The 677-nt window shown below is 44.8% G+C and carries 1 protein-coding gene and 1 pseudogene; both read right to left on the bottom strand.

The window, feature by feature from the left end; translation table 11 throughout:
• Positions 1 to 27: 27 nt before the first annotated feature.
• On the bottom strand, positions 28 to 489 hold the full coding sequence (locus R7Q11_RS26675; RefSeq protein WP_025521837.1) for an NfeD family protein: 462 nt from the start codon (positions 487 to 489) through the stop codon (positions 28 to 30).
• A 9-nt stretch (positions 490 to 498) separates the two neighbouring features.
• Positions 499 to 677, bottom strand: a pseudogene (locus R7Q11_RS26670) (band-7 C-terminal domain-containing protein); the annotation flags it as partial.

Genomic DNA, 677 nt, shown 5'->3' with positions numbered 1-677 from the left:
GTCTTTACTTCATTACTTTGACATAAATTACTCAGAAATAGGCTCCACAATGAGGATTATTCCATCGATCGCGACGATTTTTACACGAGTACCAGCTCGGATATTTTGCTCACATTGTGCTGACCAGGTGGTATCGGCGATGCGAATTCTGTTTAACCCAATTGAAAAATTTTCCTCGAGTATCACGCTGCGGCCAATCAACTGCTTGTACTTTTGGTTGAGATCTCTTGTTTGATCATCTTGTTTGTCTCTTGACCACTGGCGTCGCCACCATAACCAAGTTGTCAGCAAACTGAAAGTCGCGAAAGATAACCATTGAAGTTGCCAGCCGAAAGGGAGCACTGCCAATAACGCTCCCACTAATAACGCCGATAACCCCAACCACAGAAAGTAACCCGCTGTACCAAGTAGCTCAACGGCAAGCAGCACAAAGCCGAATGCAAGCCAGTGCCAAAATGTTATGCCATCAAGCAGGTTGAACAAGTCCATAACTGGGTCCTAATCTTTATTTTGTTGTTTAAACATTTCTGCGATGCCCGCAACAGAGCCCATGAGTCCGGTTGCTTCCAAAGGTAGCATAATGATTTTTCCGTTTTCAGCTTGACCAATACTCTTGAGAGCTTCTGTGTAGCCTTGCGCGATGAAGTAATTAACGGCTTGCATATCGCCTTTTGCGA

Source organism: Vibrio sp. 970, assembly GCF_033339075.1.
This window is presented reverse-complemented; position numbering and strand designations above follow the sequence as displayed.

Bases quoted from the DNA above. Each gene is read 5' to 3' on its own strand.
- R7Q11_RS26675 (WP_025521837.1), bottom strand. From the start codon at position 489: ATGGACTTGTTCAACCTGCTTGATGGCATAACATTTTGGCACTGGCTT.